At 59.7% G+C, this 13,710-nt stretch carries 10 protein-coding genes; 3 read left to right on the top strand and 7 right to left on the bottom strand.

Annotated features, from left to right (window positions below; genetic code table 11):
* Positions 1 to 3: 3 nt before the first annotated feature.
* From ACI5GA_RS24185 to ACI5GA_RS24170, 4 genes are all read right to left on the bottom strand, one after another.
* The gene (locus ACI5GA_RS24185) at positions 4 to 210 is read right to left on the bottom strand and encodes an acyl carrier protein (RefSeq protein ID WP_108240597.1); all 207 of its coding nucleotides are present in this window, start codon (positions 208 to 210) and stop codon (positions 4 to 6) included.
* 232 nt (positions 211 to 442) lie between these two features.
* Complete coding sequence (locus ACI5GA_RS24180) at positions 443 to 1,153, bottom strand: class I SAM-dependent methyltransferase (RefSeq protein WP_421424583.1); 711 nt, start codon at positions 1,151 to 1,153, stop codon at positions 443 to 445.
* Between the two features lie 39 nt (positions 1,154 to 1,192).
* The gene (locus ACI5GA_RS24175; RefSeq protein WP_421424581.1) at positions 1,193 to 2,017 is read right to left on the bottom strand and encodes a phytanoyl-CoA dioxygenase family protein; all 825 of its coding nucleotides are present in this window, start codon (positions 2,015 to 2,017) and stop codon (positions 1,193 to 1,195) included.
* The gene (locus ACI5GA_RS24170; protein WP_421424579.1) at positions 2,014 to 2,592 is read right to left on the bottom strand and encodes a class I SAM-dependent methyltransferase; all 579 of its coding nucleotides are present in this window, start codon (positions 2,590 to 2,592) and stop codon (positions 2,014 to 2,016) included. Before ACI5GA_RS24170 ends, ACI5GA_RS24175 begins: the two co-directional genes overlap by 4 nt.
* 339 nt (positions 2,593 to 2,931) lie before the next feature.
* On the opposite strand from ACI5GA_RS24170, the gene ACI5GA_RS24165 reads away from it, so the two are divergent.
* Positions 2,932 to 6,450 carry a glycosyltransferase gene (locus tag ACI5GA_RS24165; RefSeq protein ID WP_421424577.1) on the top strand — a complete coding sequence of 1,173 codons (3,519 nt, stop codon included), beginning with the start codon at positions 2,932 to 2,934 and terminating at the stop codon, positions 6,448 to 6,450.
* 19 nt (positions 6,451 to 6,469) lie between these two features.
* Here the strand turns inward: ACI5GA_RS24165 and ACI5GA_RS24160 are convergent, their stop codons facing one another.
* On the bottom strand, positions 6,470 to 7,507 hold the full coding sequence (locus ACI5GA_RS24160) for an AraC family transcriptional regulator (protein ID WP_421424575.1): 1,038 nt from the start codon (positions 7,505 to 7,507) through the stop codon (positions 6,470 to 6,472).
* Between the two features lie 193 nt (positions 7,508 to 7,700).
* Between ACI5GA_RS24160 and ACI5GA_RS24155 the strand changes: the two genes are divergently transcribed.
* Together ACI5GA_RS24155 and ACI5GA_RS24150 are read left to right on the top strand one after the other, a co-directional pair.
* Positions 7,701 to 8,885, top strand: coding sequence for an acetyl-CoA C-acyltransferase family protein (locus ACI5GA_RS24155; RefSeq protein WP_421424573.1), 1,185 nt, complete (start codon positions 7,701 to 7,703; stop codon positions 8,883 to 8,885).
* Positions 8,886 to 8,897: 12 nt separating this feature from the next.
* Entirely contained in the window at positions 8,898 to 9,749 is an 852-nt protein-coding gene (locus ACI5GA_RS24150; RefSeq protein ID WP_404632804.1) for a 3-hydroxybutyryl-CoA dehydrogenase, read from the top strand.
* A gap of 160 nt (positions 9,750 to 9,909) precedes the next feature.
* Here ACI5GA_RS24150 and ACI5GA_RS24145 read toward each other — a convergent pair whose 3' ends face one another.
* Both ACI5GA_RS24145 and ACI5GA_RS24140 read right to left on the bottom strand, forming a co-directional pair.
* Positions 9,910 to 12,291 carry an efflux RND transporter permease subunit gene (locus tag ACI5GA_RS24145; protein ID WP_421424572.1) on the bottom strand — a complete coding sequence of 794 codons (2,382 nt, stop codon included), beginning with the start codon at positions 12,289 to 12,291 and terminating at the stop codon, positions 9,910 to 9,912.
* A gap of 27 nt (positions 12,292 to 12,318) precedes the next feature.
* Entirely contained in the window at positions 12,319 to 13,419 is a 1,101-nt protein-coding gene (locus tag ACI5GA_RS24140; RefSeq protein ID WP_421424571.1) for a WD40/YVTN/BNR-like repeat-containing protein, read from the bottom strand.
* Between the last annotated feature and the right edge of the window lie 291 nt (positions 13,420 to 13,710).

Genomic DNA, 13,710 nt, shown 5'->3' with positions numbered 1-13,710 from the left:
GCGTTACTCGGCGACCAACGTGATGACGTCGCGCACCGTCACACACTTGTTCAGGCGTGCAGCCGACAGCGTCTTGTTCAGGTGCTCGTCGGCCATGGCCATGAAGGTCACCAGGGCAATCGAATCCCAATCCAGTGGCTGATCGACCGTCAGCGACCCAGCGTCCGCTTCCATCGCCTCTTCAATCAAACCTACGACTTTCTCTTCCATCACTCGCCACTCCACAGAACATGATCGGACGCTTTCGCCGATGCGTATGCCTGTCGAAGCAAGATCCGAACCAACGCCCCCAAACAGACCTAAGGGCCTTGTTCTACGGGGCTTTGAGTCTACGAAGGGAAAATGAGCGGCAACGCGAGAGACAAAAAGTCGGCGCCTGCAAGACGCGACAAGGCCTATGAAAAAAGGCGCCGTTGAAGGCGCCTTTCGAGGAAGGACTCCATCAGCCTGCCGGCCGCTCCTCGCCCACCTTCACGCCACGCATGTGGAACACCAGCATCGTGCCCTGAATGTGGTAAAGCTCCAGGTCATCGGCCAGGTTTTCCAGGTAGCGGGTCAGCTCCGGAAACTGCGGGTTACCGTAATCGTGCCAGACGATGCAGTTACGCTCGCCGCCCAACATTTGCAGGGAGTTTTCGGTGTCTTTCTTGACGTATTCGTACTCGTGATTGGCGTCGACGAAGATGAAATCGAACTTGCCCTTGTACGGGGTCGGATCGAACGTCATCGAGTCCTGAAGAATCTGTTTGACCATGCCCTTCTTGGGCGAACGGTTGTACTTGCGTGTCGACAGCAGCGCCTTTTCGGCCAGCAACTTGTCATCGCCCTGAAAGACCACGCCCTCGGTATCCGGCAGGTCCAGCGTGTAAATGCGCGGGTTCTGGTCGCCGTTGTCCGGCAAGTCTTCCAGCACCAGTCGGGTGGTGCGACCGTCGAACGTGCCGAACTCGAAAATGAAGTTCGGATTGATGGCCCGAACCAGTTTGAGCAGCATCACCGATTCGAATGCGGTCAGGCTGCCTGCCCCGTCTGCGGGCGGCATGAAGAACTTCACTTCTTCCTCACGGCCGTCTTCGATACTCAGTACGCGATAAGGCCGAATGTGCATCAACTTGGACGGCGCAAACGTGTTCGTTGCAAGACAGGTAGTCATGTTCTTTCCTCGATAAATTCAGGCGGCTTCATTGCGCTCTCAGCGCGAGGCGGAAAGTTCGGCCTTCAACTGCGCCAATTCTTTCTCGTATTTGACGATTTTAAGGATGCGCGAACTGACGAAGTGGCGAGTGATGGTTTTCGGCGAATAAAACACATCGGTCTGCCATTCGCCGCACAGCAACTCCTGGCCGGTGGGGTCATCGGCAGGCTGAATGATCATGTCTGCCATGATGCGATCGACCCCGGAAACATTCGGCCCCGATTCGTGCCACAGGCGGCTGTCCATGATGACGAAATCACCGGGCGCCAATTCAGGTGTCACGGTCGGCCATTGGACGTCGAAACTGGCCGGGTCGATTTCCCCGGCGTCGCCCAGAACGCCCAGGCGGTGCGAACCGACGTGGAACGTCAGCCCGCCGTTGTCCTTGTTCACCAGACTCACCGGCACGAACACGCTGCATTTGTTCGAATGGCCCGCGTGGTAACAACTGTCCTGATGCAGAAAGACCTTGTTTGAACTCAGGGCGTCCTTGATCACAAAGCGATGGTTGTACAACGCAATGTGCTCACCCATGAACGCCTTCAGGGTGTTGGCGAACACCGGCTCGCGGTACATGTGCGCGAGCCGTTCGGGAAGTTGTTCGTTGAGCGACACCGGGTTGGCGCGGTTGACGTCCCGGCCCTTCTCCATGATCGCGGCGTGAAACGCCTTCCACTCGCTCACCCAGGCCTGCGCCACTGCCGGGGCGATGGCGTTGCGCACCACGAACACGCCGGTCTGGCGGAAGACGTCGGCGTCGAACGTTTCAGACGACAGCCTTGGCAACAGCGCCTCAAGGGCTACCACGCTGGCAGGCTTCATATGAAACGGAACGTCAGTTCGCTGTCCTGGCTCTGCTTGGTCTTATTGCAGCGAGCCAGCACGTTGTAGCGAATCGGGAACAGTTCACGACCGGGGGATTCCAGAATATCGATCTCGACGATGTCGAAGTCCCGCAGCAGAGCATTCCAACCGTGTTCGGTGATGCGCCAGCAATCTGGCGAAGGACCGTGAATGCGCCAGTTCAACGGCGCGGAAATCAGTAAATGGCCGCCGTCTTTGAGCACCCGACGGATTTCCTTCACGGCATCGAACGGGTTCAACGTGTGCTCGATGACTTCCATGCACACCACGACATCGTAGGCGCTGTCGGCAATGAATTCGTTGACTCGGGTGATGTCGCCCACCAGGTCCGGGCCGTAGGTATCGACGATGTCGAACGTCTCCACCGCAAAGTTGTGGAAGCTCTCCCTGACCAGAGAACGGTCCTGCGGGCCGACTTCCAGCAAACGTCCGGACTCGCCTCGCAACTGCTCTGCGGTTTTCTTGACGAACTGTTGCAGGTGATCGCGGGCCAGTTGAAACGTGTCGTTATCGAATTGCGATGGTGTCGCCATGATGAATCCTGAAGTCTGCCCGAGGCAGTGATTGAGATGTAATCGGCGCGAAGCGATACGCCCTGTCTTTCGCGTATCGGCCACGGGTCGACGATCATTAATTTACTCAAACACGCTTTTCGCACGGCCTCAAGGGGTATCGCGCTCGACGGTCATCGCCACCTGGTGCCTGCGCGACGGTTTCGCCTCGGCCCTGCCGTGGCCTGCGGCTTGGCCGGGTTATTGCTTCACAGGCCCATCAGAGACTGCGCGTCATTTTCATGGCAGGCCGGAATTTTCTGTCTGCCGCGCTGTGCGAACGAACGTTCGGGTCACCCTTTTCACACACCGGAAACCAAGATGGATTCTCAACGCCTGGTCAGTGTCGTCATCGCTGTCTGCCGAACCGAGTTTTTCGAAACCGCCCTGCGCAGCGTGATCGAGCAGACCCACGACGCGATTGAAATCGTGATTTGCGATGACACCCAGGACGGCTTGGCCGAGACCGTGAGCGATCTGTACCGGGCGTCGAGCCCCTGGCCGATTCGCTACCTGCGCAACGAACATGCGCAGGGCATCGAAGCCTGTTTCCAGCAGGGGGTTGAAGCGTCCAGCGGCGAGTACATCAAGTTTCTGTCCGGTGACGCTCTGCTTGGGCCTGACTGCATCAAGCAAATGGTCATGGCCCTGGCGGTCAGTCCGCAGGCTCGGCTGGTGGCGGCCCATCGCCAATGGCTCGACGCCGATGGCGCCTTGCTGCCCGAAAACCTGGCCACGCGTTTTCGCGTCGATCAGCCACTGGTGCTGCGCGGCCCTGATGTGGTGGCCGTGCTGGGCGAGTTCACCTGTAATTTCATTGGCGAGCCGAGCAGCGTGCTGTGCCGCCGTCAGGACTTCATCGCCCTGGGCGAAGCCCCGTTCACCTTGATGGGTGAATCACTGGAATTGCTCGGCGCGCTGGCGCTGTATGCGCGCCTGTTGAGTGGCGGCGATCTGATTCTGTTGCCCTCAACGCTGAGCGCCAGCCGCATCGCCCCGCTGCACCTCACCGAACAGGGCATCGAGATTGCGGGGGCGGACACTGACGACGTTCACCGTTTCCATCGTCTGGTGCGTGAAGCCGGTTGGGCGAGCACCTCCCTGGCCAACGGCCGCGTCGGCGCACGGGCGCTGGCTGACTCGGAAAGTTTTAGCGATTTCGACGTGCTGGCACACCTGTCTGCCCCTGCGCCGCAACGCCTGAATCCTCAGCAAGTGCAGGCCTGGTTGAGCCACCGCACGCCAGACGAAGGGCAGCAGCGCGAGATTGATCGCCACTTCAGTGAGTCGGGAACGCCCTCGCTGTTGGTGGTGATCAAAGACTTCGATTCGACCCCGGCTGATGTTCAACTCACCCTCGACAGCCTGCCCAAAGACGGCCCGCTGGCGGCGACGAGTCAAGTGGTCATGGCGTCCGAACTCACGGCACCTGCCACACAAAACATGGCCTCGGTGCTGAACCAGATCGTCCAATCCCGTGCGTTCGATTGGCTGCTGACGGTCGACGCCGGTACGCAATTCACGTCTTTTGGACTGACCGCCTGCGCCCTGCAACTGATGCAGGCGCCTGACCTCGCACTCGCCTTCGCCGATCAAATGTACCGCCACCCTCAAGGCGGCCTGATGTCGGCCCTGCGCCCGGATTTCAATCTCGATTACCTGCTCAGTTTTCCGCTGCAAGCCGCTGCCCACTGGCTGTTCGCTCGCACGACCCTTGAGCGTCTGGGCGGCTTTGATCCGCAGTTCGGCGACGCGGCAGAATTCGACCTTATCCTGCGGCAGATCGAACACAGCGGCACCGAGGGCATTGCCCATGTCTGTGAGCCGTTGCTGGTCTGTGACTTGCCCGCGACGACGCCCAACCTGCACGAAATCGGCACCCTTGAACGCCACCTCAAGGTCCGTGGCTATACGCAGGCGCAGGTCGTTCATACCCTGCCCCGGCGCTACCACGTGCTGTATGGCCATGCCGAGCAACCGCTGGTCTCGATCATCGTGCCGACCAAGGACCAACTGCCGTTTCTGCAACGCTGCGTGGAAACCCTGCTGCACAAGACCCGCTATCCGAACTACGAGCTGTTGATCGTCGACAACAACAGCGAAACCCCCGAAGCCCTGGCGTGGCTGGCGCAGATCGAAGCCATGGGTTCGGCGCAGGTCCGGGTGCTGCGCTACCCCCACCCGTTCAACTACTCGCGCATCAACAACGTCGCAGCGGCGCAGTCGCGAGGCGAATACCTGGTGCTGCTGAACAATGACACCGCCATCGTCCACGAACGCTGGCTGGATGAACTGCTCAACCATGCCTTGCGCCCGGAAGTCGGCGTGGTCGGCGCCAAGCTGCTGTACCCCACGGGCCGCATGCAGCACGCGGGCGTGCGTCTGGGGATGGACGGTCCGGCCGGTCATCAGCACATCGGCGAGCCCCAACACATCCAGGGCTACACCCAGCGGGTGCAGGTCGATCAGGACCTGAGCGCGGTGACGGCAGCGTGCCTGATGGTCCGTCGCTCGATCTACGACGAGGTCGGCGGCCTGGACGAGACGGCGTTCGTCGTGTCCTACAACGACGTGGACCTGTGCCTGAAAGTCGGCGAGCGTGGCTATCTGAATGTCTGGACGCCGCATGCGGTGCTAATTCACGAAGGCAGCGTCAGCCAGACCCATGTCGACACGGCCGCCTACCAGATCAAACGCAAGCGGTTCGTGGGCGAGCAACTGGCGATGTACCGCAAATGGTTGCCGCTGATCGGGCGCGACCCGGCCTTCAACCCCAACCTGTCGTTCGACCTGCAATCGGTGGAGCTGGAGTTGAACATGCAACTGGTCTGGCGGCCGATGGCCTGGCGCCGCGCGCCCGTGGTGCTGTCCTATCCGGACGGGCTGTGGGCCGCGCCGCAGGAGCGGGTCATCGGCCCCCTGCAAGCGCTCGAACAGCAGGGATCCATTGAAGGCAAACTCAGCAGCGCACCGTTGTCGATCCCGCAAGAGGCCCGCCTCAACCCTGACGTCATGGTGCTTCAGGCGCGACTCGATGAGGCCTTTCTTCAGACCGTCGCCCGCGCTCGCGTGCTGCCGAACGCCTTTATCGTCCTCGATCTGAATGACGTGCATCTGGGCGCTGAACAGCCTGGCGACGACGCGTTCGCCTTCAGCCCGGAGCGCCTTCAGATCCTTCAACAGTTACTTCAGCATGTGGACCGGGTCGTGGCTGCCACGCAAATGCTGGCTGACATCGCGCGGGAGTTTCATACCGACGTACGGCTGATTCCGTCGCGCTTGAGCACTGCAAGCTGGGGGCAACTGTCGTCCGCCCGTGGACGCGGCCAAAAACCTCGCGTCGGGCTGGTCAGCGACAACTGGCAAGTTCATGACTTGCAGATGATCGTCCCGGTGATCGAGGCACTGGCCGATGAGGTGGAATGGATCGTGATGGGCGACCATCAAGGCCTGTTGCGCCCTTACAGCCATGAACACCACGAATTGCCAGGGGCTGATCAGTATCCGAAGGCGATGGCAGCGCTGGACCTTGACGTCGCGCTGCTGCCAGCGATCGATAACCTGTTCAGCACCTGCCGCAGCGACCTGGCGGCCCTGCGTCTGGGGGTTTGCGGCGTGCCGGTGGTGTGCAGCGATGTGCGCGCGTTCTCGGGCGATCTGCCGGTGACTCGGGTGCCCAATACCCTGTCAGGCTGGCTGGAAGCCGTCCGCGCTCACACTCAGAACCCGTCGATTGCCGCGCAGTTGGGCGATCAGCTACGCCAACATGTGCTGAGCAACGGCATGCTCGACGACACGATCATCAAGGCGTGGCAAGACGCCTGGCAGCCGCAGCGCTGACCGCCTCGACAGCGCCCGGTCATGACTGGGCGTTGTCGAGCTCCTGGATCACGAATGCCCGTTGGCGGCGATACCCGCCCGGACTTTCCCCCGTCCATTTCTTGAACGCCCGGTGAAATGCGCTGGGTTCCTGAAACCCCACCAACGCGGCGATATCGACCACGCTCATGTCAGTCTCACGCAGTTTTTGCTGGGCAATGCCTCGGCGCACCTCGTCCTTGATGCCTTGAAACGCGCAACCTTCACGCTCTAATCGGCGCCGAAAGGTGGTGGGACTGAGCTTCAGTTCCGCGGCCATTTCCAGCAGCGTCGGCCAGTGCCCGTAATGGCTGTTGCGCAGGCGTTGATACACCTGTGAAGCCAGCCCCCGCTGATTGCGAAAGCGGATCACCAGCCACTGCGGCGCTGTACGCAAGAACGACTTGAGCGAGGGCAGCGACTGCACCACCGGCAGGCGCAAGTAATGACTGGAAAATTCGACTTCGGTACGCGCTTCACCAAACCCCAGGTTAAAGCCCCACAGCAATGAGTCGTCGCTCAACCGTTCACGGGTGTGCCGAAAATGCGCGCGATCGATGGTGATGCGCCGCCCGCCCAGCCAGCACAACAGGCTGATCATCAACAGAAGAAAGGTCTCTTCTCCGAAGCGGCGCTTGGTCGGCTCGACAGCGTGATTGTCCACCGAGATGATCGCACGCTGACCGCGCACGATCAGGCTGCCACGGAAATCCTTGAGAAACAGGCCGAAATTGCTCAGGCACTGGCGCAGGGCTTTTTCCAGATTCGGCTCCTGAATCAGCCCCCGGCAAATCAGCGCGAAACTGCCCAATGGCATGCCGTGGCTGTCGAGGTCGAAAAACTCGTCGCCCAGCTCCTTGATCTGAATCAACCACAACGCCGCGAATGCACTGGCGGGCACCCGCGCCGCCGGATCTTCCAGCAACGCCATGTCGATCCCCGCCCCTTCCAGCACCGATTGCAGGCGCAGCGGCTGGTCACGCAGAGAATGCGTCACCAGATGAACGAAGTAGATCGAGACCGAATCCTTATCCCGCATGAGCCGCCATTCCTGTTGTCGTTATAAGCCACCACGCAGATGGTAAAGAACGCCAGCCGATCTGGACAGTTTTGGCATAGGCCCTCCCCGAATGCCGATCTAGACTTGCCCGCACACTGCACCTGACCGAAATGCCGTCGGTCGGGCCTGTTTACCCCATTCAGCCCCCATACAGCAGGTTTCAGGAGTCGACATGAGCACTACCGAAGTTTTCGTCGTCAGCGCATTGCGCACCGCCATAGGCGGGTTCGGCGGCTCCCTCAAGGATGTTTCGCCCATCGAACTGGGCACTCAGGTCAGCCGTGCAGCGCTGGCAAAATCCGGGCTGGCCGCCGAGCACATCGGTCACGTGGTGATGGGCCATGTCATCCCGACCGAAGTGCGCGACGCCTATCTGTCTAGGGTCATCGCGCTGGAGGCGGGGCTGACCAAGGAAACCCCGGCCATGAACGTCAACCGCCTGTGCGGCTCGGGCCTTCAGGCTATCGTGTCGGCGGCGCAATCACTGTTGCTGGGCGATGCCAAGGCCGTGCTGGCCGGTGGCGCCGAATCCATGAGCCGCGGCGCCTACATCATGCCGCAGGCCCGCTGGGGCGCGCGGATGGGCAACGTGCAGGCCTATGACTACATGCTGGGTGCGCTGCACGATCCCTTCGCCAACATTCACATGGGCATCACGGCCGAAAACATCGCTGAAAATTTCGGCATCACCCGCGCCGATCAGGACGCTCTGGCGCTATCCAGCCAGCAGCGGGCCGCGCGTGCCATTGCCGAGGGTCGTTTCGATGGCCAAATCGTGCCGATTGAAATCGCCACCCGCAAAGGCACCGTGACCTTCGCGCAGGATGAACACGTGCGAGGTGACGTCACCGCCGAACAGCTGGAAAAGATGAAAACCGCGTTCAAGAAGGACGGCACGGTCACGGCGGGCAGCGCCTCTGGGCTGAACGACGGTGCGGCAGCGCTGATCATGGCCAATGGCGACCTGGTGCGCGAACACGGCCTCAAGCCCATGGCGCGACTAGTGGCCTACGCTCACGCGGGGGTTGAACCGTCGATGATGGGCCTGGGCCCGATTCCGGCGAGCCGCAAGGTGCTGGAGCGCGCCGGGCTGACCGTCGCCGATCTGGACGTGATCGAGTCCAACGAAGCGTTCGCCGCACAAGCCTGCGCCGTGGCCCGTGAACTAGGCTTCGATCCGGAAAAGGTCAACCCGAATGGCTCGGGAATTTCCCTCGGCCATCCCGTCGGCGCGACCGGCGCGATCATCGCCACCAAGGCCATCCACGAACTGCACCGCATCGGCGGACGCTATGCGCTGGTCACCATGTGCATCGGCGGCGGCCAAGGCATCGCGGTAATCTTCGAACGTGTGTAAGGGGCGACTTTCATGACCATGCAACACATTGCCGTGATCGGCGCAGGCACCATGGGCAACGGCATCGCGCAAGTCTGCGCGATTGCCGGGTTCGACGTGACCCTGCTGGACATCAGCGACGCCGCACTGGAGCGGGGCCTGGCGACGATGCGCAAAAACCTGGAGCGTCAGGTCAACAAGCAGACGCTGACTGTCGAATTGGCCGAAGAAGCGCTGTCGCGCATTCGCTGCACCACCGACTACGCGCAACTCAGTGACCCGCAAGTCGTGATCGAAGCGGCCACTGAAAACCTCGGCCTTAAACTGAAATTGCTCAAGCAGATTGCGGACAACGTCGGTAGGGATTGCGTGATCGCCTCCAACACCTCATCGCTGTCAATCACCCAACTGGCCGCAAGCGTCAGCGACCCGGAACGCTTCATTGGCCTGCACTTCTTCAACCCGGTGCCGATGATGGGCCTGATCGAAGTCATTCGCGGCCTGCAAACCGCCGATGAAACCCACGTGGTGGCGATCAAACTGGCCGAGCGCCTGAACAAGACCGCCATCACCGCAGGCAACCGACCGGGGTTCGTGGTCAACCGCATTCTGGTGCCGATGATCAACGAAGCGATTCTGGTGTTTCAGGAGGGGCTGGCCACGGCACAGGACATCGACGACGGCATGCGCCTGGGGTGCAACCAGCCGATCGGCCCGTTGGCACTGGCTGATTTGATTGGCCTGGACACATTGCTGGCCATTGTCGAAGCCTTCCATGAAGGTTTCAACGACAGCAAATACCGCCCTGCACCACTGCTCAAGGAAATGGTTGCGGCCGGGTATCTAGGGCGCAAGAGCGGGCGTGGGTTCTTTATCTATAACTGACCCTGTGGGAGCCGGCTTGCTGGCGAATGCGGAGTATCAGGCAATACATTCGTCGCTGACCCACCGTATTCGCCGGCAAGCCGGCCCCCACAAATGTCACTGCGCCACAAAAAAACCGCAATGCCTACGGGGGTGCGGTTTTTTCGTTTCAAATGCCGAATCAATGAGAAAACAACGAATTCCCCACCTTGCCCGCCATCTTCTCCGGCTTGATCAGGAACCGCGCCAGTGCAGGCAACAGCCACAGCGCGCCGAACATGTTCCACAACAGCATGAAAGTGAGCATCAAGCCCATGTCGGCTTGAAACTTGATGGCCGAGAAAATCCAGGTACAGACGCCAATCGCCAGACACAACCCCGTGAACAACACCGCCTTGCCGGTTGATTTCAGGGTTTCGTAATACGCCTCTTGCAACGGCAAGCCCGCGCGCAGGAAGCTTTCCAGACGGCTGTAGATGTAAATGCCGTAATCCACGCCAATCCCCACACCCAATGCCACCACTGGCAAGGTCGCAACTTTCACGCCGATGCCCATGAATGCCATCAACGCGTTGCCCAGCACCGACGTCAACACCAGCGGCAGCACGATACACAAGGTCGCCGCCCACGAACGGAAGGTGATCATGCACATCACGGCCACGCAGATGTACACCAGAATCAGGATGGTCAGTTCGGCCTGCTTGATCACCTCGTTCGTGGCCGCCTCAATCCCGGCGTTGCCTGCAGCCAGCAAGAACTCCAGCCCCTCTTTGTTATTGGCCTTGGCGAAGTCCTGCACCGCATGAACAGCGCGGTCGAGGGTTTCAGCCTTGTGGTCGTTGAGGAAAATCAACAGCGGCGCCAACGAACAGGTGTTGTTGTACAGCCCGTCCGCACGGGAAATCGAGCTGTTGAGCACATCCTTGTTGCGCGACAGCGACTCCCATTTCAGGTTGCCCTCGTTCATCCCTTTGATGACTTGTTTGGAGACCGTGACCAGCGAGATCGCCGATTGCACGCCCGGCGTGTTCTCCATCTTCCACGACAACTCGTTGATCGCTGACAGCGTCTGATAGGCCGAACAGCCCTCAGGCGGTGTCTTGACCATCACTACCAGCACATCGGAACTGGTGGAGTAATTGTTGATGATGAAATTGTTGTCCTGGTTGTAACGCGAATCCGGGCGCAGCTCCGGAGCGCCTTGATCAAGGTCACCAATCTTCAAGTTGTGTCCGTACCAAAGACCGCCAACCAGCGCGAGCAGCGACAGGATTACCGACACCTTGGCGACATTGGGCGCAGCGAAATTCGACAACAGACGCCAGAACGGGTGTTCACGGACGGCATCCTCCTTACTCCGCACAACAGCCTTTTTGCTGATACCCATGTAAGAAATCGCAACCGGCAGCAAAATCAGGTTGGTGAACACGATGACGGCCACACCAATGGATGCACCGATGGCCAACTCACGAATCACGCCAATGTCGATGATCAGCAAGGTGATGAACCCTACGGCGTCCGCCAGAATCGCGATCATGCCCGGCAGGAACAGCTGTCGGAACGTGCGACGTGCTGCAGTCAGCGCGTTGTCGGCATCGCTGGATTGCAGCGCAATACCGTTGATCTTCTGCACGCCGTGGGAAATACCGATGGCGAAGATCAGAAATGGCACGAGCATCGAGTAAGGATCAAGGCCAAACCCCACCACATGCATCAGCCCCAACTGCCAGATGACGGCAATCAGCGTCGTGCTCAATACCGCCACGGTGCTGCGCGCGCAGCGAGTGAACCACATCAGCAAGACGAGTGTGATCAGGAAAGCCACACCAAAGAACATCACCACCATGATCAGGCCGTCGATCAGATCACCGACCTTTTTGGCGAAACCGACAATGTGAATGTCGACATTGGGGTTCTGGGCTTCGTATTTGTCGCGGATCTTCTCTTCCAGTTGGTGGGAGAACTGGCGGTAATCCAGTGGCAACAGTTTGCTCTGGTCGTTAGGGTCCGGGTAGGACTCCTGAAGTGGCACGTCGACAATACTGGACTTGAAGTTGTTGGCCACCAGACGGCCGACCTGCCCGGATTTGAGGACGTTATTGCGCAGCTTGTCGAGACTGTCCTGAGAGCCGTCGTAACTTTGCGGAATCACTTCGCCACCGGCAAAGCCCTCCTCCGTCACTTCTGTCCAGCGTACGCTCGGGCTCCAAAGCGACTTGAGTCCGGAGCGGTCCACGCCGGAAATGTAAAACACCTCATCGTTGATCTGCCGCAGGGTCTCCATGTACTCCTTGGAGAAGATGTCGCCCTGTTTGGCTTCCACAGAAATCCGTACGGTGTTACCCAGGTTTGCGAGGTCGTTACGGTGATCCATCATGTTCTGGATGAACGGATGCCCGAGGGGAATCATCTTTTCGAAGCTGGTGGAAGGCCGCACCAGCGTCGCCTGCCAAAACAGGAAAATACTGACCAGCAGGCAAATCACGATCACCGTCGGGCGATTATTGAAGATCAATCGCTCAAGCAGCGTCGGTTTGTCGTGGTGGTGTTGAAGATTGGTCATGGAAAAGTGTCCTCGCCGAGCCAGTTCTTATTGTTGAGCGACATCGGCGCCCGTTGGCGAGGCAAGGTGCACGCCGCCTTGTCCGACCAGAATGAGATTTCCCTTGTCGTCCTCGGTCACCCCTGCCAGAGAAAGGCGATCAGGGCGATTGGAGACCGTAAAGGTTTCCCCGTCATCGGTGCTGCGCATCACAGTGCCGCCGTTGCCCACCAGCACGATGGAGTGGTCTGGCATGAGCGACGCATTGGCAATACTGAACTCCAGCGGCCCGCGCTCGCCCTGTAGCGAAACCAGCTCCCAACTGCTGCCGAAGTCGGTGGAGCGAAACAGGTTGCCGCGCAGGCCGTAAGCCAGCAGCGTATTGGCTTGTGCAGTCCCGACCGCACCAAACAACGAGCCTTGATACGGGCCTTCTATTTTTTCCCACGTCTGCCCGTCATCGGTAGAGCGAAACATGCTGCCCATTTCCCCCACAATGAACAGACCCGCGTCTTTCACGTAGGTAATACCGTTGAGGTGATACTGGTCCTCGTTATCCAGACGGTCGCCGATATCCTCCCAATGCTGACCGCCATCCCGGGTTTCCAGCAGCGCGCCATAGGCGCCCACCGCGATACCACTGGAAAGGTCTTTGAACCAGACATCCAGCAGCGGCGCCTCACGCTTGAGGTCTTCGAACTGCTTTCCCCAAGTGACGCCACCGTCGCTGCTGGCGAGGATCTGAGCATCGTGGCCGACGGCCCAGCCGTGCTTGTCATCGACGAAATAAACCGCCGTCAGCAGTTGACGAGTAGGGACTTTGGCTTGCAGCCAAGTTTTACCCTGATCATCGGAGTAAAGGATGTGACCACGGTCACCGACCACGACCATGCGATTGCCTGCGTGAGTGACGTCCAGCAACAGGCTGCGGGAAGCTTTAGCGGATTCAAGTGCAAAGGTGGCGGCATCGCCCGTGCTGCCGGACGTGTCGGCTGACGTACTTTCGGCTGCCGACACAGCACCGCAAAACGCCATGGAGATAAACAACGAGGCTGCAATATTCAGAGGCTTGCTCGCCCGGATTGTCCGAAAACCGTCATCGCCCTGAACGGCTGCGAACCCAGTGTGCCGATTGACTGGCTCACGCATGGAGCTTCCCCTTCCTTTATTTTTATTAGGTTCCTCGAGGGCTGTCCGACGCAGCAAGCGCTCTAGCCTGCGCGCGTGGCCTCACCGAAGCGACCTCATCCTAGCCAGCTTTGGAAACGTATGACAATCAACATGACGTTATCTTTTGCTAAGCAACGAAGCGGTGATTGCCGCGTTATCACTGGGACTGATTGGCAACTGTAGCTGCTGGGATGGGGTGTCGGGCGACATACAAGCAAAGAGCCATCACGAGGAGGATTTTCAAGTCCCGGAAAAGACAAAACCCCGTCT

Origin of the sequence: Pseudomonas sp. Pseu.R1 (assembly GCF_045764065.1) — a bacterium.
Taxonomy (GTDB): domain Bacteria; phylum Pseudomonadota; class Gammaproteobacteria; order Pseudomonadales; family Pseudomonadaceae; genus Aquipseudomonas.
This window is presented reverse-complemented; position numbering and strand designations above follow the sequence as displayed.